This window comes from Undibacterium sp. 5I1 (assembly GCF_034314085.1).
Taxonomy (GTDB): domain Bacteria; phylum Pseudomonadota; class Gammaproteobacteria; order Burkholderiales; family Burkholderiaceae_D; genus Undibacterium.
Map to the genome: position 1 here is coordinate 3,963,573 of NZ_JAVIWI010000001.1, position 19,692 is coordinate 3,983,264.

Consider the following 19,692-nt stretch of genomic DNA (forward strand, 5'->3'; position numbering starts at 1 on the left):
GCAAGAACATGGTTTAAGTGGAGTATTCATCATGATTTTTACTAATTTTATGGCGTTGATAAAACACGAATTAGTATGCTTGCTAGTCGAAAAAAATTCTGCCAGCGATAGGATAAATCATGCTCAAACTGGAGCGGATCTGACAGATGAAGTTACGGCATTTGAAAATCAGATAGCCATGGTTATTACTGACGACGCTAAAGTGATATTGCGTGTGAATCGAGCTTTTTCTGAACTCTCTGGATACTCATCACTGGATCTGATCGGTAAGACATTAGCTATTTTTAATACCAATCTACATGATCAGCGGCTCTACCAAGAAATCTGGAAACGAAACAGAAAAGATCATTACTGGTGTGCCGAGATATATTTACGAAAGATTGACGGTACCGCATATCCTGTTCTATGCACCGTTTCACTCGCCAGATGCAGTATAGGGACTGGTACTAATTATGTCGTTACCTATATCGATATTTCAAAAAGAATGACTAAGGAAAACGAAACAAATCAGCAGTCCTATGATGATGCGTTGGTTGTGTTACCAAGCTTTAATTTGCTAAACCGAGATGACATCGCAGTGCAACAAGCAACAATAAGTACCTTGAATGAGACAAGCTACCTAGCGCCTCCTGTTCGCGAGTTGATTATTGATCGATCTACAATCGAACGATCGATGATTGCGGCGCTGGATCGTAACGAATTTAAAGTATATTTTCAACCGCAAATAAAAGTAGACGGTAGCTTGATGGGGGCGGAAGCTTTGGTGCGATGGGAGCATCCAAAGCGCGGACTACTTCCACCATTAGAGTTCATCTCTCTGGCCGAGGAAACAGGAATAATTATTCAGTTAGGTCTATTCGTACTGGAGGAATCGTGCCGGAAAATTGTGGAATGGCAAGAGGATTTTAATATTGGTGAATTCAGTATGTCAGTTAACGTGAGCGCCCGTCAAATTCGTCATCCTGATTTCGTCACACAAGTATCAACAATATTAAAACGTACGCAGGCCGACCCCAAACGGTTAAAGCTCGAGTTGACGGAGAGCTTGTTAGTCGACAACCTGGAAGACACGATTTCTAAAATGAACCTGTTGAAGGCAAGCGGGGTTGGTTTTTCGCTAGACGATTTTGGTACGGGGTATTCGTCGCTGTCATACCTGAAGCGCTTGCCGCTTGACCAGTTGAAAATTGATAAATCGTTTGTTAATGATGTCTTGACCGATCAAAACGATGCTGCAATTGTGGAGATGATCTTGGCACTTGGCAAAAGCATGGGCTTGGCCGTGATCGCAGAGGGAGTGGAGACCGAAGAGCAACGATCTTTTTTAAGCGAGCGTGGGTGCAATGCTTTTCAGGGATATCTTTTTGGTCGACCCATGGCAATGGTCAGTTTCGAGACATTCTTAAATGTTAAGACATTTACAAAGGCGCCTTAGGTAGAGCGCGTTAAATAATCGATTAGTTATCGGGTTTCGTCTTGTTTGCGTTATTGCACTTTATTGCCACGTGTAATATCGTTAGGGGTCTTCATATCGTATATAAACCATATGGATCCTCTAAGCCGACTCATCAAGTTAGTTCGACCGCAAGCCAGTCTTGACCTTCGGTGCTTGTTGGGGGGCGCGTTTTCTATTCAGCACGAACAAGAAGCTGAGGGAGTCGTTCCGTTTCATTTAGTTTTGAGTGGGACATGTGTTATTGAGACGAAAGGCTCAAAACCGTTAATCCTAGAGGCTGGCGATTTTGTGCTGTATCCGAACGGTGGAGCGCATTTAGTGCGGGATAACCTGGGTGGTAGTAAGCCAATTAAGTCAACGTTAAAAGATGATGGCGACTTTCTGCCAGTACGCAGTAATGGTAAGGGGGCGATCAATGCAGATTTGTTGTGCGGACGCTTTCTTTGCGAGAGAGGGTCAGCCGCACTATTATTTGGAACATTACCTGATCCATTACATATTTCTTTAGCGAGGAGCCATCCACTTCTTGCATTACAAACGTTGGTTGCTCTCATACGCGACGAGGCCGATAGCAAGAACTCCGGGGCACTAGCTATCGTTACCTCGTTAAGTCAGGCCTTGCTTGTCATGGCACTGAGAATTTATGGTGAACATCAATCGGATGTACCAAATATTCTGACACTGTTAACGGATAGCAGGTTGAGTGCTTCAATTCAAGCATTGATGATCGCCCCCGGGCATCAATGGACCATTGCCGAACTTGGTGCTAGGGCGGCCATGTCTCGGGCCACTTATGCGCGTCACTTCAAAGCCAAAGCCGGTATGACCGTATCGGAGTTTCTCTCGCATGTCCGGATGGCGACGGCCAGTGCATTATTACTTCATACCAAACGAAATGCGGGTGACATCGGCATGGAAGTCGGCTACCAATCTGAAGCCGCTTTTGGCAAGGCGTTTCGTATCAATACCGGATTCACACCAGGACGATATCGGCAACAACTTCAAGAAAATATAGCGGCTAATCAGAAATAAATCACGGTTCACTTTGAATGAAACGGATTGAGACGAATGCGTAGATTCTTGGTTCTTTAGAACTATCGTTTTACTGACAATCCTGAATACAATAGTTTCGTTGTATCCCTTTAGAAACTACTGGAGTTCATTATGTTTTCAGATTGGAAGTCTCTCGTCCCTCATATCAAAAAGTCGTTCGGTACCTTAAGTAAAGCACATCCTAAAATGGTGGCTGCTTACCAAGCGCTGGATGTGGCGTCTGCGGACGGCGGCGCACTTGATCCCAAGACACGTGAGCTGATCTCTCTTGCCGTCGCCGTAACGACGCGCTGCGACGGTTGTATTGGCACTCATGCTCAGGCAGCCGCTACCCATGGGGCTACTGAGGCTGAGATTGCTGCTGCTCTTGCAACAGCAATTTCATTGAATGCTGGAGCTGCGTACGTATACTCGCTCCATGCGTTAGAAGCTTTTAGTTCATTTTCCGATGCAAAGAAGCTTATCGCTTAAATCCAATAAGTTTCTTTGAATAAGCACATGAGCGTTCGACGTCAATAATTGGTCTGGAAGTTGGCATTAATAGATCTAAGAAACGTCTTTTTGATTTATTACAGTGTGGTATCGCTGACCACAAACCGCACACGCAAGATTACGTGCCACGCGGATTTGCGTCCATTCCATAGTTTGTGCATCGAGTAGTAACAAGCGGCCTATTAGCGGTTTGCCTATGCCCATGACGACCTTCAGTGCTTCGGCCGCTTGCATGCTACCGATGATGCCGACTAACGGCGCAAATACGCCCATCGTGGCGCATTGGATTTCTTCAAATTGCTGGTCTGGGGGGAACAGACAGGCGTAGCAGGGGGATGTTATCTCGCGGCTGTCGAATACGCTGATTTGTCCGTCAAACGAGATCGCTGCACCAGATATCAGTGTAGTACCAGATTCCACACAAGCTTGGTTGACCGCATGGCGGGTATTGAAATTGTCGCAGCAATCCAGCACAACGCTGGCGTTTTGGACAAGCTGTTGCAGGCGTTGGCCACCGATTTTTTCTTCCAAAGTGACGATCTCAATCTCGGGATTGATGGCTTCTAGGGTCTGTCTGGCGGAGCCGGCTTTGGATTGTCCGACGCGTGCGGTGGTATGCAAGATCTGCCGCTGCAAGTTAGTCAGATCGACGGTGTCATGATCGACAATCGTGATTTTGCCGACCCCAGCGCTGGCGAGATAAAGCGCTGCTGGCGATCCCAAGCCGCCGGCGCCGATAATGAGCGCATGCGCACCACTGATCTTTTGCTGGCCTTCAATCCCGATCTGGTCGAGCAAAATGTGGCGAGAATAGCGAAGTAACTGCTGATCGCTTAGGTCGGTGGTATCGGGTTCGGTCATAGCGCTTCAATTGGAATTACGAGGTGAGCAATCATCCTACACGTTTGTATCGTTTCAGGCATCATTGCAAAATGAAAAACTGGCGATAGATATTTTGCCCGCACATCACCATCTTGCGGGAGATGGACTACTGGTCATTACCGGAGGCGCCGTTACATTATCTTCGATGCCTCATTCAAAGAAGCTCCGGTTATTTTCCGCGTTTGGTCATTGAAATCTGGAATAAGCAAGTCCACAATGCTAAGTCCAAATGTAAGATGAATATATCTATTATTCTGCTTTTTCCAGCCATTCTGTATTTTTGTCAAACTCGAGCAAACCAGATTAACTTTGGATTTGTGACGAGGCTTAGAGGTAGCAATATTCGGCAGTAGTTTTGAACTGTTATTCATGCAATATTGCCGGCCATTTATTACTAAAGCCCTCATTAAAAATAGATCCAATTTAGAACTCAAGAAACCATTGATTCAACATGTGCCATTTTCTGTAACGGGATGTAAGCCTGCGCAAACGAAGTCGATTAATCGCCCCAGCTTGAATAGCTTCGTCTGTAGTCGCTTGCACTTCTTTTTGCATACCAAACTGCACTGACAACACACAAATATTGGTTACATTATTTTTAAATATGGTGTGATTTTTGGGTGAATATTTACTGAAATTTATTTAATAATTAGAGCTACTGATTTGAATTGCCAATCGGGGTATGGATAGATGAAAGCATGCCTTGTTCAATGCTTCGTTCATTCAACCCTTATCAAGCTCAATATCTATTCAACGAGGTTCATACTTTATGAATTTTTTTCGTACAAATTTACGCCAATCATGGCAGCAGTGTTTGTTCTGCGCATTGACGCTTTCCGCTACCTTTCATGCTGAAGCGGATGAGGTCGGCCAAATCACCAGCAACGGACAACGCCTTACCCAATTTTTAGATCAAACACGGGTTGAGGAGTTGTGGCCAGCGGGTGTCCATGTCGCATGGGAGACAGGAGTACCAAACGGAAAACCGGCTAAAGGTGAAGGCAAGCATACTCACTGCAGTGCTTTTGTCGCTGCCATCGCCAAGCGATTAGGCATTTACATCTTACGACCACCCGATCACAGTGCCCAGCTGTTAGCCAATGCCCAGTACGATTGGCTTCTGATGCGAGGTGCACCAAAGGGATGGGAAGAACGACTGAGCGCTAAGCAGGCGCAGCAAGCAGCCAACAGTGGCGTGCTGGTCGTTGCCGTCTACCGCAGTCACCACGACGATAAGCCAGGACATATTGCGATCGTACGACCGGATTTAAAATCCGGGCGTGCGCTTGACTTGGAGGGACCACAAATCACTCAAGCTGGAGCGGTTAATTACCTGAGTGCCACGCTAGCCCAAGGATTTGCATCGCAACCCTTGGCCTGGAAGAAAAAAGAAGTCCGTTATTTTTTGCACGATATTGAGTGGGAAAACGTCCATGAATGACAAGCTCAATAAATCTTACCCCGCACGAAAAACTTGTAATTGACTACATAAACAACCAGATTGCGATATTCCGGTTATCGCCAACTTCACCATACAAATTCGTAGACTCAAATTGAGTATCCGATAGCGCTTTCATTTTTCTCTAGTGATCTTTTATGCAATAGCCTTAATAACCCTCAAATCCGCGTAGGCTCCAGACTACTATTTCCTTAGATTGCTGTTATGCGTTGAGGGTATAAAAAATCGCAGACCTTCCTCGTGCGACTAATGATCAATAGCCCTATTTTTCTTATACTCTCCATTTAAGTAGGAAAAATGCCTCTGATGTCTAATAATTATATGGGGAGATTAAATATACTAATTAGGAGTATATTTATTTATCTTGCTTTGAGGTGATAAAAAGGCCGCACAATATGCGGCCTGGTCAGATTAGATCGTGGCATGCAGGACACGACCGTGATCATTGTCGCTTTATTTTTTCTTTGACTCCGCTTTAGATTCAGATTTAGATTCTTCTTTGCTATCTTCTCCGGCATCTTTTGGATCAACTTTGGTGACTTTGACTGGCAAGCCCTTTAGGTGATTTAAGGCTTGGGCCAATTGGAAGTCATCTTTGCTGCCGTATTCCAGTGGTTTGCTTTTCTTGGCGAGAGCGATCAGGCGCTGCTCTTCTTCCACCTCATCAACCTTGGATTTATTGGCTTGCTCAGCTTCTTTGTCGTTATTTAAGTGCTTGTCTAAATCTACTTCGCGTGTGCGCAGGCTGTTGAAGCCGTCGCCTTCTGCGGTTTCTTCCACTGCCAGATCAGGGGTGATACCTTTAGCCTGAATCGAGCGACCGTTCGGTGTGTAGTAGCGTGCGGTGGTCAGTTTGACGGCCGTATCGGCAGAGATCTGGCGTATGGTTTGTACCGATCCCTTGCCAAAACTTTGAGTCCCCAGAATGGTGGCGCGTTTGTAATCTTGTAAAGCACCTGCCACGATTTCGGACGCGGAGGCTGAGCCAGTATTAATCAGCACGACCATCGGTACGTTCTTAATCGCTTCTGGCAATTTGCTGAGCGGATCGCCGATGGCGCGGGTAGCGTAGTTTTCACGCTTAGCAGTGTAGCTGGCTTTGGAGTCGGCTAACTGGCCATTGGTCGTAACGACGACGGCATCTTTTGGCAAAAACGCGGCTGAGACACCAATCGCACCAGGCAGTACGCCGCCCGGATCATTGCGTAAATCGAGCACCAGACCTTTGAGATTAGGATCTTGCGTGTACAAAGCCTGAATTTTTTTGGCCATGTCTTCAACCGTCGGCTCCTGGAACTGGGCTATACGCAACCAGGCGTATCCGGGCTCTACCATCTTTGCTTTAACGCTTTGCTGTTTGATCAGCTCACGTGTGATGGTGACGACGATAGGCTTATCCTCGTTTTTGCGCGCCAGCGTCAGCGTGATTTTGCTATTTGGTTCGCCACGCATTTTTTTGACGGCTTCATCCAGACTCAGACCTTTGATCGGTATCGAGTCCAGACGCGTGATCAGATCGCCCGGTTTGATACCGGCGCGATAAGCGGGCGAATCTTCAATCGGAGAAATGATTTTGACGTAACCATCTTCCATCCCGACTTCAATGCCCAGACCGACAAATTTGCCTTGCGTACCTTCACGTAATTCTTTGTAGGCTTTTTTATCCAGATAAGCTGAATGCGGATCGAGTGAAGCGACCATGCCAGAGATGGCTTCGGTCAATAGTTTGCTGTCTTCTACGGGCTCGACGTAGTCGGTCTTGATCATGCCGAAAACGTCAGCCAGTTGCCGTAGTTCTTCGACGGGCAAAGGTGAACCGGTATTTTTTTGTGCCAAAGCAGAAAACTGGATCGTCGCGGCAACGCCAGCGATAACGCCAAAACTGATTAAGCTAAAACTTTTTATTTTGCTACCCATTTCAATATCCACATCTCATCTGATTGTTGCCCACGTCAATGGGTCGAATACGCGCCCTTGATACCTTAGCTCAAAGTATAAACCTGATTCTTCATTGCCGCCGCTATTACCCGCGCTGGCGATGACGTCGCCGGTTTTTACGATGTCGCCCACATGTTTTAAGACTGCTTGATTGTTGCTATATAAACTCAGATATTCGTTACCATGATCGACAATCACCATATTCCCAAAGCCGCGTAGCCAATCGGCAAACACTACTCGGCCAGCCGCAATCGCTTTGATTTCTGCGCCTTCTGCGGTCTTGATAAAAATACCTTTCCAGCTAGGACCATCCCCGCGTTTGCTACCAAACTTGGCGATTAATTCCCCTTTTACTGGCAATCGTAGTTGTCCTTTTAACTTGCTAAAATTGCCGTCAAAACTGGTCGCTATTGGTGTTTGCTCATTTTTTTCGATCACTTTACTCGGAGGTTCGTCATCGTCGATCGCATCAGGATTGGTCGGCTTACCGGATTTTTTATTTTTCAGTGCTTTTTCTTGAGCGAGTTTTTCCAGGCGCTGTTTTTCTTTTTGTTTTGCTAATTGTGCTGCGCGTTCTTGTTCTGCTTTGATTTGTTCCGCAATCAATTTATTTAATTGTGTGACCAGATTGCCGAGGCGTTGCTCATCTTTTTGCAGATTGTCGGCCTCTTTCTTTTGCGCGTGTAGTTTGTCGGCCAATTGCGCTAACAAGGTGCTACGTTTTTTCTTCTCGCCCTCTAAGGCTTTTTTATGCGTGATTTCTTCTTGCGCGATTTCGTCCAGATCGTCTTTAGCGTCTTGCTCTTCTTTGGCATTTTTTTGTACTGCGGCCAGGCTGGTGCGCAAGCCCTCTATCATTTTGGCCTGGGTTTGCGAGACATAACCCATGTATTGCAAATCACGATTGATACGGTTGGGATTGTCGCCCGATAGTAGTAGCTTGATGCGGTCGCTGTCGCCACGCATATATTGATGACGCAAAAAATCCGAGAGCTGCTTTTTTTGCTGCTCGACCTTGGCGCTGAGTCTGCTCTGTTCGGCTAATAATTGTTGCAGGCGGGTCTGGGTCTCGTTTTGCTCAGTTTGCAAATCGCGCAAAGAACGATTGGCTTCAGAAATGGCTTGCTCAGAATCAGCCAGTGCATCGCTAGCTTTGTCTTTGGCAGACTCCGTTTTATTAATATCTTTTTTGAGTGCTTGCAGCTTTTGCTGTAACTCAGTGCGCTGCGCTTCGACTTGATTTTTTTGTGTCGTGCGGGCATGACTAGCTGCTTGAGCGGGCTTACTTAGTCCGCAGAATAAACTGAACAAACTACCAAGCATCAGCAGGCACAAGCCCAGCGGCACCCGTGAAGAGTACGCTGGCCTGGTGCCTGTGTTTACTTTGTCTGCTTTGGTGTTGGTGTGCGTCACTGCGTTCAGCATCAAGGTCTTATCATGGTCTTACTTCGATTTCCCTTGGCTGGCAACTGCTTGCAATGCAGCTTCAATCGCGGATTGATCGCCCAGATAGTAATGCTTGATCGGTTTTAAGTCGGCATCCAACTCATACACCAGCGGTTGCCCGTTAGGTATATTTAAGCTGACGATATCTGCATCGCTGATGCCATCTAACATTTTGATCAAGGCGCGCAAACTATTGCCATGGGCACTGATGATGATACGTTTGCCGGCACGGATGGCGGGTGCAATTGTGTCGTCCCATGCAGGCATTACGCGATCTACCGTGTCTTTTAAACATTCAGTCAGCGGGATTTGTGAGCGTGTTAAACCAGCATAGCGAGGATCGTTGAACGACGTGCGGGGGTCATTTTCTGGCAAAGGATTGGGCGGTGTATCGTAGCTACGACGCCATACCAATACTTGTTCATCGCCATACTGGGCGGCTGTTTCTGCTTTATTTAAACCTTGCAAAGCACCGTAATGGCGTTCATTCAAACGCCAGTCGTGTACCACGGGCAACCACATCAGATCCATTTCATCCAGCGTACCCCACAGTGTGCGGATAGCGCGTTTAAGGACGGAGGTGTAAGCCACATCAAACATAAAACCGGCTTCTTTTAATACTTTGCCTGCCTGGCGCGCTTCTGCTACGCCTTTTTCAGTCAGATCAACGTCGGTCCAGCCAGTAAAACGATTATCAAGATTCCAGGTGGATTCGCCGTGGCGCATCAAAACGATTTTGTACATGGTGTAATGAAGTGTGATTAAAAAGAAGTTTGGAGTTAAGGACTTACGCAAAACCGCCCCGACTGCGTTGTAGCTCACTTTCGAACAAAGTAAGGTACTAAAGTACTGTCTTCGTCGCTACGCCTTGCCGGGACAATTTTCCGTAAGTCCTTCAATGCAAAACAGGAGAGCAGCAACTACAACAGCATCTATTTTATAATGGGCGCGTTCTTTAAAACCATTTATAACAGGGAACTTCTAAAAACCCTTTAATCGAGATGCAGCGCTAGGCGCAAAACGTGGCAATACGTCGGTATTGCGAGGCTTTGCAACGACGCGATGCGCTCGAGTATGGGGTTTTTAGAAGTTTCCAACGATCTATAACCATATTACCCATTGGAATACTGTGAAATTCTTAATTGAAAACATCTGGATGATTGCCGTCGCCCTTATTTCTGGCGGTGCTTTGTTGTTCCCTGTACTGCAACGTCGTGGCGCCAAGCTAACGCAATTGCAGGCAACGCAAGTCATGAACCAGGGTAAAACTGTCGTGTTAGATGTACGTGACGCAGAAGAATTTGCTGCCGGTCATTTGCCAAACGCCAAAAATATTCCTCTAAGCGATTTGTCTAGCCGCGTAAAAGAACTAGAAAAATCAAAAAACAGTACCATCATTACTGTATGCGAGCGCGGTGTGCGGTCTGCATCAGCGGTTGGCGTACTGAAAAAGGCTGGATTTGAGCAAGTGTTTAGCCTTGAAGGTGGCGTTTCTGCTTGGAAAACCCAAGGATTGCCAACAGTGAAGTAATTGCCGGATGATAAGTAAGTCAGTTCGGTGAATAATTGAATAAATCATTAAAATACGTAGATATTTAAGTTAGCAGGAGAAAATCATGACAGCGCATGTCGTAATGTATAGCACCGCAGTTTGCCCATATTGCACGATGGCAGAGCGCCTGCTGAAGTCAAAAGGTGTGGACGAGATTGAGAAAATCCGTGTCGATCTGGACCCGGTTGTGCGCGAAAACATGATGCAAAAGACCGGCCGCCGGACAGTACCGCAGATTTACATCGGCGAAACGCATGTCGGCGGTTTCGACGATTTGTCGGCGCTGGATCGTACTGGCAAGCTGGAAGCTTTATTAAATCCCGCTTGATCAGGCGATGAATCGGCTTTGATCTGACTGCGGTTTTGCTCAATCAGAGCTGTTTTGCTGGCGTGTAACACAGTGCTTTCCTTGCCAGAGCCTTAATAAAATGTCATCGCATTGACAAATCAATCAGCAAAAATCACTTAAATAGCAGATTTTTGCTGATTTTGCATTTCACTTGGTAGAATAACGCGCCGCGATCTTGAAATGGCTTAAATCAGCTTTATCTACAGCTAGATCTATAGCTCTACCTACAGCCATCTCGCTGTTCATTAATTGTTATTAATCTTTTAGAATTTTTAGAAAGTCTCACATGTCTGACGAAAATCTGCAGCCCGTATTTCAAATTCAACGCGTTTATCTGAAAGATTTGTCGCTTGAACAGCCAAACTCCCCAGCTATTTTTCTGGAACAAGAAGCACCAACGATCGAAGTCGCTCTGGATGTCAGCGCAGCGCCATTAGCCGACGGTATCGTTGAGTCCATCGTGACTGTAACAGTGACTGCTAAGGTCAATGATAAAGTTGCTTTCCTGGTTGAAGGCAAGCAAGCAGGTATTTTTGAAGCACGCAATATTCCTGCAGATCAGTTAGATCCACTGCTGGGTATTGGTTGCCCAAATATTATCTATCCTTACCTGCGCGCCAATATTGCTGATGTGATTTCCCGTGCGGGTTTCCCACCAGTACATTTGTCTGAAATCAATTTTGAAGCTTTCTACCAACAGCGTTTGCAAAATATCGCTGAACAGCAAGCTAAATTGCAAGCTGAAGGCGGCGAACAAACGCCCGCAACGACACACTAATTGCGTGTGATCGAGTATTAGCCCGGTGAGCTGGTTAATGACTAAATTAGCTTAGTTAATTGACTTAGCTAATTGACTTAGCTGATCGGGTTTAAAGTGGAAATTACTATGCGTCGTTCTCTGATTTTATCTGTACTGTTAGGTATCGCTTCTTGGTCTGGCATCGCCCAGGCCTTAGAGTTTAGAGCTATCGGTGCGTCCCCCGTGATTTTGTATGATGCGCCATCGACCAAGGGCGGCAAGGTGTATGTTGCGCCGCGCGGCATGCCAGTGGAAGTGATTTTGACTTATGGCACCTGGAGCAAAGTACGCGACATGGGTGGCGATTTAAGCTGGGTAGAATCAAAAGAATTGGTCGCGCGTCGCAATGTCGTTGTACGTGTCGCCAATGTCAAAGCCCACTCGGCTGCGGATGAAGCCTCGCCTATGGTGTTTAGCGCAGACAAAAATGTGTTGCTGGAAATGGCCGAGCCGGTGTCATCAGGATGGGTCAAAGTAAAGCACCGCGATGGACAGATTGGCTATGTCAAAGTGTCTGAAGTCTGGGGCGTGTAGCAGGCTGCAAGGCGATCGAAAAAAGGACAGCATGCTGTCCTTTTTTATATACTCCCCTCATTTATAAGAAAATATGCCCTATTGTCCAGTGAATATTTGGACGGTTAATAAATACTGTATGGGGTATATATCCAATCTTTATCTGTATTTTCACAACGAGGTCAGGCAATCATGAACATAAGCGTACTTGGCGCTGGTGCCTGGGGCAGTGCATTAGCGATTTCTCTTGCCACTAAAAATCAGGTGTTGCTTTGGGGACGCAAGCCCGAGCTGATGCAGCAAATGCAGACTCAGCGCGAAAACCAGACCTATCTTGCGGGCTGTCCTTTCCCTCCAGATTTACAAGCCACAGCCGATTTTGAGCAGGCTATGGCGCATGCAAGTTCGGCAGACGGCTTGTTGATCATTGCCACCTCAGTATCTGGCTTACGGCCTTTATTGCAGCAATGTCTGCCATTTCAGCCGAAGCATGTGGTCTGGTTGTGCAAAGGCTTTGAAGAGGGCACGCAACTGTTACCGCATCAAGTGGTGCGTCAGGTTTTAGGCGGTGCGGTGCAGGCGGGCGCTTTATCTGGTCCCTCATTCGCGCAAGAGGTTGCTAAGGGTTTGCCGTGTGCACTGACCATCGCTTCTACCTCAGCAGAGCTTTGCCAAAAAGTCGTCAGTGCGGTGCATGGGAATGCGATTCGGGTGTACTCCAGCGATGACGTGGTCGGTGTAGAAGTCGGTGGTGCAGTGAAAAATATTCTGGCCATCGCGACTGGCATTGCTGATGGTTTGGGTTTGGGTTTAAACGCCCGCGCAGCCTTGATGACACGCGGCCTGGCAGAAATCAGCCGCCTCAGCGCCGCTCTAGGCGGACGCGCGGAGACTCTGATGGGTTTGACCGGCGTAGGGGATTTGATTTTGACATGTACCGGAGATTTGTCACGCAACCGCAAAGTCGGTCTGGCGTTGGCGCAGGGTAAATCCTTGTCGTTGATCGTACAAGAATTAGGACATGTTGCCGAGGGCGTGCGTTGCGCGCAGGCAGTCAAAACTTTAGCCGCCAGTTTGCAGGTGGAGATGCCAATTACCGATGCCGTCGCTGGCGTGTTGTTTGATCAAATTTCTGCGCAGCAGATGATTGCCCGTTTATTGGCGCGTGATGCTAAGCAGGAAGTGCTCTAACTTTATCAATGTTTGACGAAGATATCGAGGACTATGGTTGTGTGTAAGTGCGGCGCAACTTGGGATGATGTAGCACGCGGTTGATCACGGAATCCAGCACGAGCTGGCTACGCAACAACTCCCGGGTTTTTTGTATGCCTAATGTCGGTAAATACAGTATCCCGAGATCGACCATAAACCGGGTACGAATGTCTTTTCTGCGCAAAGATAATTTGCGATGATAAAGTTGTTTGCGGCGTCTGCTTCCTGGCATACATATACCTTAGTCTTAAGACATTGCCTGACATTACATGACGCATCAATCTTAATCTTGTTCGCCTTCTATGGGCAGCTTTTTTGCTAAACGGTTTTGTTCTTGTCGTAGCGCCGACGCAGATTTTTGGTGGCTACCTGCTGCGCGCTGTTTTGCTGCAACGGCAACTGGATTGCGTGGTTTGGTTTGCGCAGGGTCAAGTCGAAAGGTCAGCTTTTGGCGCGTGCCTGTCGTTTTATTTGCCATCACTACTCCTTTCTCTTTTTAACTATTGTTTTGAAGTTAAGTTAATCGCTTGCAGTAACAAAGAGTATTAAGATTTATTACCGCAAGCCTCAAGCCAGGCTAAATTTGTATTTGATGCGTATCAATAGCTATCAATTCAACGCACAGTAGACATTAAGTCGACACTAAGTCGACGTCAAATCGGCATCAAATTAAATCACAAAACATAGCGTGATAAATCCTCATCTACCGACAATGCCTGCAGTCGCTGCTCTACGTAAGCGGCATCGATCACAATGGTTGTGCCACTATTTTGATGTGCATCGAAAGAGATTTCTTCCAGCAGTTTTTCCATCACCGTATAAAGACGTCGGGCGCCGATATTTTCTGTGGTCTCATTGACTGCGTAAGCGATGCCCGCCAGTCTTTGCACGCCCTCATCAGTAAAGTCTATCGTCACACCTTCTGTCGCCAGCAAAGCTTTGTATTGATGCGTTAAACAGGCGTCGGTACTGGTTAAGATGCGCTCAAAATCGGCAATCGACAAAGATTCTAATTCAACCCGGATCGGAAAACGTCCTTGCAGTTCAGGTATCAAATCAGATGGCTTCGCCAGATGGAAAGCGCCCGAGGCGATAAATAAAATATGATCCGTTTTGATCATGCCGTATTTGGTGTTGACCGTAGTGCCTTCGACCAGAGGCAATAAATCACGTTGCACACCGGCACGCGATACCTCGGCGCCACCAGACTCAGAACGTGATGCGATCTTATCGATCTCATCTAAAAATACGATGCCGTTTTGTTCGACATTGTGTATTGCCTGCTGTTTCAGCTCGTCTTCATTGACCAGCTTGCCGGCTTCTTCTTCGATTAAAATTTTCAGAGCATCTTTAATCTTAAGCTTACGAGATTTTTTGCGTCCGCTACCAATGCCGGAGAACATGGATTTGATCTGCTCAGTCATTTCTTCCATGCCGGGTGGTGCCATGATCTCCATGGTGGGCGCGGTCTCGGTTACTTCGATATCGATTTCTTTGTCGTCTAAAGTGCCTTCACGCAGACGCTTGCGAAAAATTTGTCGCGTATTGTTATCCGCAGTTTTGCTAGCCTCTTTTTCTGCATTGTCTGCTGACACCGCAGTAGTTTCAGACACCTCTTTATTGGGACTAAAACCAAAATCACGGGCTGGTGGTAGCAGAATATCCAAGATACGATCTTCCGCCGCATCTTCAGCACGGGCTCGTACTTTACGAGTTGCTGCTTCGCGGGTTTGTTTGATACCGATATCCACCAAGTCGCGGATAATCGTATCTACGTCGCGGCCAACATAACCGACTTCGGTAAATTTAGTAGCTTCGATTTTGATAAAAGGCGCATCAGCCAATTTTGCCAGACGACGTGCAATCTCGGTTTTACCCACACCAGTCGGTCCTATCATCAGAATATTTTTAGGCGTGATTTCATGCCGTAATGGTTCCGGGACTTGCTGTCTGCGCCAGCGGTTACGTAACGCAATGGCGACGGCACGTTTGGCGCGGGCTTGGCCAACGACATGTTTATCGAGTTCAGAAACGATTTCTTGCGGGGTCATATTCATGGTGCGATCCAAATCAGTCGAGAGTTTCTATCGTGTGGGACAAATTGGTATAAATGCATAATTCGCCAGCGATCGTCAGTGATTTTTTCACGATCTCGATAGGGGATAAATCGGTATTTTCTTGCAAAGCTTTGGCGGCTGACTGGGCAAATGTGCCGCCAGAACCAATCGCGCCGATGCCGTCCGTCGGTTCCAGCACATCGCCATTGCCGGTGATGACGAGCGTAGTCTCTTTGTCAGCGACCAATAGCATCGCTTCCAGCCGGCGCAGCATGCGGTCGGTGCGCCAGTCTTTGGCAAGTTCGACCGAGGCACGCATCAGGTGGCCTTGGTGTTTTTCTAACTTGGCCTCAAACCGTTCAATCAGCGTAAACGCATCCGCAGTACCGCCTGCAAAACCGGCTAATACTTTGTTGTGATACAGCTTGCGCACTTTACGGGCAGTACCCTTCATGATGATATTGCCGAGTGTGACTTGGCCGTCGCCACCGAGTGCGACTAGATTGCCGCGTCGTACCGACAAGATGGTGGTGCCGTGAAATTGTTCCATGTGATCCTCGAATAATGATGTGCGGATAGCGATCATCCATTGGCGAGCTCGCCAAACTTGATACGCTTAAGCTAATAATGGCGTGCTGATTGTTTTAGACCGCTTTCGATCGCGTTGGATAGAAATGGGGCTAGGTCTTCAAATTACAAGATAGCGCAGAAAGCAGAGGTGGCTTGCAACTTTGACGTGTGCTAATAGCTTATTAATTAATGCTTGCGAGGGAAGATGGTAGCAACGCTTTTCAAACCCATAGCATTAAACAAGGCCATGACTAAGTAGTTAACTTCCACGAATTGAATGTGATTATCTCTGACACCCGCGATGGGCACCAGACCATTAAGTAATTGTGCAGAGGCACCAAATTCGACCCGCTCCAGACGTGAGCAGTCCAGTATTATTTGGTTATATAGCTTCGAGTGTTCAGTAATTTGGGCAATCAGGATATCGGTTTTACCTTCTATGACAGCGGGCATCATAAACCGATGGGCTGATTCTGTTTCTAGCTGAACTTCAGGGAATGAGGTAGTGACTTTATTCTTAGGTGCTTCAAAAGAAGGGGGCGATACCTCAAAGGTAATACAGTAATCCATACTGACTTCTTCAAACGCTTTTTCAAAGTGCAGCAATTGCAGAATCTCAAGCAACAGCAACCATGGCGCTTCGGTTTCATCACGTCTGCCAACTTGTAGTATCGCGCGGATGTTATCGGCTAGATCTTGTGCCGCAACTAACATCAAGTCATGTTTAGTTTTTTTCAGGTTTCTGAGCGCACGCAATAACAAGCCACAGCCAACAGCATCGACACTTTTTACTCTTGTGAAATCGAGTTTCAGGCTTTGACTTTGCGTGCTTGCTTGTTGCAGGCGCTCAAGCAATTTGATAATGCTGCCATCTAATTGCGCAGGGAAAGAGATGTTTGCTGTTACCTGATTGAGATCGTCCTCGTCAGAGGTATCTGACTGATAACGTGAGTCATGCCAAATGGGCGGCGACATCTCGTACTTGCTGGCGTACTCCAAAGACAGGCGATCAAATTGCACTTGGTTATTTGAAATTTCGTACAAGTCAAACAGCATATACCAACCAATTTGTTCCGCTTGCCCAAGATTCCTGTTATGAATTGCGGCCTGCAACATTTGTTCTGCAACTTCTTTTTGACCGCTGGCAAATAAAATTGCTGCTTCTTCTAGCAAGGGAACCGATTCTGTTTCCGCCAGATCTGCCGTCATCAAGTCGGTATGCTGTTCTAATAAATAATCGGTCGTTGGCATTGCCAGGGGCAGCGTACTTTGGAAATCAGTTACCTGTTCAGTTGCTCGGGAAGATTTATTTGTGGCGTTGGCTTTTGCATCAGGCACTGTTTTATTCGGCGCCACACTTTTGGATTTGACCATATCGCGTGACATTTCAAATTCTATGGCGTCAATTTTACGTGCGGTAGCGCGTGCTACATGACGCTGAGCCATGATGGAATTAGAGGGCGTCTCATCACCGGACGTTGCCAGAATATCAGTATTGCCACTTTTAGAACGTGTTTTTTTGGCAGAAGTTTTCAGCGCGGAGTCTTTCTCCTGCTGACCATTCTTTTTGCCGAAAAGTGAAAAAATCCCCACGTTATTCCTGAATATAAAAAGACAATACGTATCTTTTATTTTGATTAAAAATTAATCTTGGTTCGCGCTCAGTGTCATTCACAAACAAGCAATTTTCCGAAGCTAAAGTATAGTCTGAAACATGTAACTAGGGTTAGTCACTTATGCTGTTTACACAGGCCTGAACGTAAATTTCGGTGTATGAATTGTAACGAACTTGACTTAATCGATGATTAATTCGCTTCACTTTAACCGAGCATAATTGATTTACAGAAAAAGTAGCTCTTATCAAATTTTTTCGGAATTACCCTAATGGTGTTCACTGGTAAGAAACGTTTGCTGTTTTTATAACAAAAGTACGTTTTCTTTCATGTCTGTAGCAAATCTATTACGCGATTAAATTGCGGTTGCGGTGTTTTCTGCAATTTCATTTATTCTTGAGGGCGTGAAAAACTCCAAGGCAATTCTCTTAAGTGCAGCGTGTCATTGATTGTGGTAAAAAACCTACAACTTTACTGACTGATTGGTATCTTTGGTCAGACAGACGGATTTGCAAGCGTAAAACTCACCGGGTTAGTGAATAAATTTTACGCAAAAAAAAGCGCGCAAGGTTTAGTTGCACGCTTCTTTATAAAGTTTGGCTATGGCTTAATCGCCGTACAGCTTTTGTTTCATTTCACGTCGTTGCTGCGCTTCTAACGACAATGTTGCCGTTGGACGTGCCAGCAGGCGTGGTACGCCAATCGCTTCGCCAGTTTCTTCGCACCATCCGTATTCGCCTTCATCAATACTGGCGATAGACTGCTGTACTTTTTTCAGCAGTTTGCGTTCACGGTCGCGGGTGCGTAGTTCCAGGGCATGTTCTTCTTCGATCGTGGCGCGATCTGCCGGATCAGGTACCAACACAGTTTCACGCAGGTGCTCTGTGGTTTCGTCGGCGTTTTTAAGCAAATCCTTTTCTAGCTGTTGCAAACGGGCTTTGAAAAAAGCCAGTTGTGCAGCGTTCATATAGTCTTTCTCGCCCATCTTGAGAAGTTCTTCCTCAGTGAGCAGAGCTGCTGGTGCGCTGACTGTAACAGTCGATTTAGGTGATTTAGTTGCCACTTCGCTTACTTTCGATACGACGGGTTAATACATAAGAAATAGCACAATATTGCATTCAGGCCGCTATTATCCTCCCCTTACTGGCAAAGTAAATGACATCCGTATGAAGTCTGTCGTTGCTTTGCTTGGGCGCTTCAATTAGTTCGCCCCATTCAGTAACCCGCTAGTTTATACCAAACATAGTCTTAAACCATCAATAAATACGTCTTTGGGCAGATTTTTGCCAATAAACACCATCTTACTCTCACGCAACTCATCATCGCCCCACTTAGCGCCGACATCTGTGCCCATAATTTGATGCACACCTTGGAAAATCACCTTGCGGTCTGCACCATCCATTAACAACACGCCTTTGTAGCGCAACATGCGTGGTCCGAAGACTTGTACCAGCCCGCCCAAAAACTCGTCGAGTTTGCCGGTGTTAAACGGACGATCACTTTTAAACATGAAGGCGGCGATGTCGTCCGAGTGGCGCGCATGATGGTGGTTGTGTTCGTTGTGATGATTGTGCTGATGATCTGCATGATCATGCCCGCAATGCTCGTCGTGTACGTGCTCTTCTTCTTGTTCTGCCTGTAAAAAATCTGGATCAAGTTCTAGTTTGGCATTCAGGTTAAAGCCTTTTAAATCCAGCACCTTGCTGATTGCCACCTGGCCAAAGTCGGCAGTGCTGATGGTCGCGCGCGGATTCATACGCACCAGGCGCTGACGTAGCTCACTAACTTGTTCAGCATCGACCAGATCGGTTTTAGACAGGATAATTTTGTCGGCAAAACCGACTTGCCGTTGCGCTTCTTCATGCTCATTTAATTGTTGCATGGCGTGACGTGCATCCACCATGGTGACCACGGCATCCAGCATGTAGTAGCTGCCGACTTCTTCATCGACAAAAAAAGTTTGCGCTACCGGACCGGGATTTGCCAGACCGGTAGTTTCGATAATCAAACGATCGAAATTGAGCTTGCCTTCGTTCTTTTGCTGGATCAGATTACTTAGTGCGACGATCAGATCGCCACGCACGGTGCAACAGATGCAGCCGTTGTTCATCTCGATAATTTGCTCATTGCTGTTATGGACGAGGATTTCATTGTCAATGTTTTCCTGACCGAATTCATTTTCGATGACGGCAATTTTATGGCCGTGATTCTCTTGCAGAATACGATTCAGCAGCGTGGTTTTCCCTGAACCTAAAAAGCCGGTCAGGATAGTCGTCGGGATTAAAGCCATATCAATCAAGT

Annotated in this window: 20 protein-coding genes; 9 read left to right on the forward strand and 11 right to left on the reverse strand. The window is 46.6% G+C overall.

The window, feature by feature from the left end; all coding sequences use genetic code 11:
* Nucleotides 1–31 precede the first annotated feature (31 nt).
* The 3 genes from RGU72_RS17345 (at nucleotide 32) to RGU72_RS17355 (ending at nucleotide 2,980) form a co-directional block, all read left to right on the forward strand.
* Nucleotides 32–1,435, forward strand: a complete 1,404-nt coding sequence (locus RGU72_RS17345) for an EAL and GGDEF domain-containing protein (RefSeq protein WP_322120929.1) — start codon at nucleotides 32–34, stop codon at nucleotides 1,433–1,435.
* A gap of 111 nt (nucleotides 1,436–1,546) precedes the next feature.
* Nucleotides 1,547–2,488, forward strand: a complete 942-nt coding sequence (locus tag RGU72_RS17350) for an AraC family transcriptional regulator (protein WP_322120930.1) — start codon at nucleotides 1,547–1,549, stop codon at nucleotides 2,486–2,488.
* A 132-nt stretch (nucleotides 2,489–2,620) separates the two neighbouring features.
* Nucleotides 2,621–2,980, forward strand: a complete 360-nt coding sequence (locus RGU72_RS17355; RefSeq protein ID WP_322120931.1) for a carboxymuconolactone decarboxylase family protein — start codon at nucleotides 2,621–2,623, stop codon at nucleotides 2,978–2,980.
* A 75-nt stretch (nucleotides 2,981–3,055) separates the two neighbouring features.
* Here RGU72_RS17355 and RGU72_RS17360 read toward each other — a convergent pair whose 3' ends face one another.
* A complete protein-coding gene (locus RGU72_RS17360; RefSeq protein WP_322120932.1) occupies nucleotides 3,056–3,862 on the reverse strand; it encodes a HesA/MoeB/ThiF family protein in 807 nt (268 codons plus the stop codon).
* Between the two features lie 790 nt (nucleotides 3,863–4,652).
* On the opposite strand from RGU72_RS17360, the gene RGU72_RS17365 reads away from it, so the two are divergent.
* Nucleotides 4,653–5,324: a hypothetical protein gene (locus RGU72_RS17365; protein WP_322120933.1), complete on the forward strand. Its 672-nt coding sequence runs from the start codon at nucleotides 4,653–4,655 to the stop codon at nucleotides 5,322–5,324.
* Between the two features lie 471 nt (nucleotides 5,325–5,795).
* Here the strand turns inward: RGU72_RS17365 and RGU72_RS17370 are convergent, their stop codons facing one another.
* The 3 genes from RGU72_RS17370 to gpmA form a co-directional block, all read right to left on the reverse strand.
* On the reverse strand, nucleotides 5,796–7,259 hold the full coding sequence (locus tag RGU72_RS17370; RefSeq protein WP_322120934.1) for a S41 family peptidase: 1,464 nt from the start codon (nucleotides 7,257–7,259) through the stop codon (nucleotides 5,796–5,798).
* Nucleotides 7,260–7,274: 15 nt separating this feature from the next.
* The gene (locus RGU72_RS17375) at nucleotides 7,275–8,603 is read right to left on the reverse strand and encodes a murein hydrolase activator EnvC family protein (protein WP_416200167.1); all 1,329 of its coding nucleotides are present in this window, start codon (nucleotides 8,601–8,603) and stop codon (nucleotides 7,275–7,277) included.
* 120 nt (nucleotides 8,604–8,723) lie between these two features.
* Nucleotides 8,724–9,470 carry a 2,3-diphosphoglycerate-dependent phosphoglycerate mutase gene (gene gpmA, locus RGU72_RS17380; protein WP_322120936.1) on the reverse strand — a complete coding sequence of 249 codons (747 nt, stop codon included), beginning with the start codon at nucleotides 9,468–9,470 and terminating at the stop codon, nucleotides 8,724–8,726.
* A 385-nt stretch (nucleotides 9,471–9,855) separates the two neighbouring features.
* Between gpmA and RGU72_RS17385 the strand changes: the two genes are divergently transcribed.
* From RGU72_RS17385 to RGU72_RS17405, 5 genes are all read left to right on the forward strand, one after another.
* The gene (locus RGU72_RS17385; RefSeq protein ID WP_322120937.1) at nucleotides 9,856–10,257 is read left to right on the forward strand and encodes a rhodanese-like domain-containing protein; all 402 of its coding nucleotides are present in this window, start codon (nucleotides 9,856–9,858) and stop codon (nucleotides 10,255–10,257) included.
* A gap of 85 nt (nucleotides 10,258–10,342) precedes the next feature.
* Nucleotides 10,343–10,606: a glutaredoxin 3 gene (grxC, locus tag RGU72_RS17390; RefSeq protein ID WP_322120938.1), complete on the forward strand. Its 264-nt coding sequence runs from the start codon at nucleotides 10,343–10,345 to the stop codon at nucleotides 10,604–10,606.
* 307 nt (nucleotides 10,607–10,913) lie between these two features.
* Nucleotides 10,914–11,405 carry a protein-export chaperone SecB gene (gene secB, locus RGU72_RS17395; RefSeq protein ID WP_322120939.1) on the forward strand — a complete coding sequence of 164 codons (492 nt, stop codon included), beginning with the start codon at nucleotides 10,914–10,916 and terminating at the stop codon, nucleotides 11,403–11,405.
* 108 nt (nucleotides 11,406–11,513) lie between these two features.
* On the forward strand, nucleotides 11,514–11,960 hold the full coding sequence (locus tag RGU72_RS17400) for an SH3 domain-containing protein (RefSeq protein WP_322120940.1): 447 nt from the start codon (nucleotides 11,514–11,516) through the stop codon (nucleotides 11,958–11,960).
* 171 nt (nucleotides 11,961–12,131) lie between these two features.
* The gene (locus tag RGU72_RS17405; protein ID WP_322120941.1) at nucleotides 12,132–13,130 is read left to right on the forward strand and encodes an NAD(P)H-dependent glycerol-3-phosphate dehydrogenase; all 999 of its coding nucleotides are present in this window, start codon (nucleotides 12,132–12,134) and stop codon (nucleotides 13,128–13,130) included.
* Between the two features lie 31 nt (nucleotides 13,131–13,161).
* On the opposite strand, the gene RGU72_RS17410 is transcribed toward RGU72_RS17405, so the two are convergent.
* The 7 genes from RGU72_RS17410 to RGU72_RS17440 form a co-directional block, all read right to left on the reverse strand.
* Entirely contained in the window at nucleotides 13,162–13,383 is a 222-nt protein-coding gene (locus tag RGU72_RS17410; protein ID WP_322120942.1) for a hypothetical protein, read from the reverse strand.
* 51 nt (nucleotides 13,384–13,434) lie between these two features.
* Nucleotides 13,435–13,629 carry a hypothetical protein gene (locus RGU72_RS17415; RefSeq protein ID WP_322120943.1) on the reverse strand — a complete coding sequence of 65 codons (195 nt, stop codon included), beginning with the start codon at nucleotides 13,627–13,629 and terminating at the stop codon, nucleotides 13,435–13,437.
* A gap of 196 nt (nucleotides 13,630–13,825) precedes the next feature.
* Complete coding sequence (gene hslU, locus RGU72_RS17420; RefSeq protein ID WP_322120944.1) at nucleotides 13,826–15,208, reverse strand: ATP-dependent protease ATPase subunit HslU; 1,383 nt, start codon at nucleotides 15,206–15,208, stop codon at nucleotides 13,826–13,828.
* A gap of 13 nt (nucleotides 15,209–15,221) precedes the next feature.
* Entirely contained in the window at nucleotides 15,222–15,758 is a 537-nt protein-coding gene (gene hslV, locus RGU72_RS17425) for an ATP-dependent protease subunit HslV (RefSeq protein ID WP_322120945.1), read from the reverse strand.
* Nucleotides 15,759–15,964: 206 nt separating this feature from the next.
* Complete coding sequence (locus tag RGU72_RS17430; protein WP_322120946.1) at nucleotides 15,965–17,371, reverse strand: STAS domain-containing protein; 1,407 nt, start codon at nucleotides 17,369–17,371, stop codon at nucleotides 15,965–15,967.
* Nucleotides 17,372–17,998: 627 nt separating this feature from the next.
* Nucleotides 17,999–18,403, reverse strand: coding sequence for an RNA polymerase-binding protein DksA (gene dksA, locus RGU72_RS17435; RefSeq protein ID WP_322121674.1), 405 nt, complete (start codon nucleotides 18,401–18,403; stop codon nucleotides 17,999–18,001).
* 219 nt (nucleotides 18,404–18,622) lie between these two features.
* The gene (locus RGU72_RS17440; RefSeq protein ID WP_322120947.1) at nucleotides 18,623–19,681 is read right to left on the reverse strand and encodes a GTP-binding protein; all 1,059 of its coding nucleotides are present in this window, start codon (nucleotides 19,679–19,681) and stop codon (nucleotides 18,623–18,625) included.
* Nucleotides 19,682–19,692 lie beyond the last annotated feature (11 nt).